Raw genomic sequence first — 742 nt, 5'->3', positions numbered from 1 at the left:
GATCAGGTGCGCGCACATTATCTGTGGGCCGCCGGTGAGAACTCGTCGGCCCTGTTGTGGCGGGCAACGGGCGGCTGCCCGCGTCCATGGTAACTTGCGCCACTGCCGGATCGGGTGCATGCATGGCGAATGTCACCCGCGCGTCGGGTGGCCGCGCCGCGGAATCGGCGGGCAACCGTACGTCTAGGCTGTCCGCATGGGAGCCAATTCCTCGGATTCGTTGACGCCAGCCATAGCCGCCGATCACCCGGGAGTGGGCGAACTGTTCGCCGTTCTCGCGTACGGCGAGATCTCCGCCTTCTACCGCCTCGCGGAGGACGCGCGGATGTCCCCGACGCTGCAGGGCCGGGTCGCGCTCGCCCGGATGGCGGGCGCGGAGATGCGGCACTTCGTGACACTCGAGACGACGATCACCGCCCGCGGTCACGACGTGTACGAGGCGATGGCGCCGTTCGTCACGCCGCTCGACGACTTCCACGCCGCCACCCACCCGTCGACCTGGCTCGAAGCCCTGGTCAAGGCGCATGTCGGTGACGGGATCGCCGCCGACTTCTACCGCGAGATCGCGGACTCGCTGGACCCGTCGGTGGCCGACGTGGTGCGGGAGGTGCTGGCCGAGACCGGGCACTCGGAGTTCGTGGTGCAGGAGGTGAGCGCGGCCGTCGCGTCGAGCACCCAGGACAAGGACCGGCTGATGCTCTGGGGCCGGCGCCTGCTCGGCGAGGCGATCACCCAGGCGCAG

At 69.8% G+C, this 742-nt stretch carries 1 protein-coding gene; it reads left to right on the top strand.

What is annotated here, in order from left to right; genetic code table 11:
• Positions 1-253: 253 nt before the first annotated feature.
• The coding region (locus AC1DQC_RS19815; protein WP_477052944.1) for a ferritin-like fold-containing protein at positions 254-742 on the top strand (489 nt) is incomplete at its 3' end.

It is taken from the genome of Cellulomonas sp. P4_H12 (genome assembly GCF_056400905.1).
Note: the sequence above shows the minus strand (reverse complement) of the source record. Positions and strands in the feature narration are given on the sequence as shown.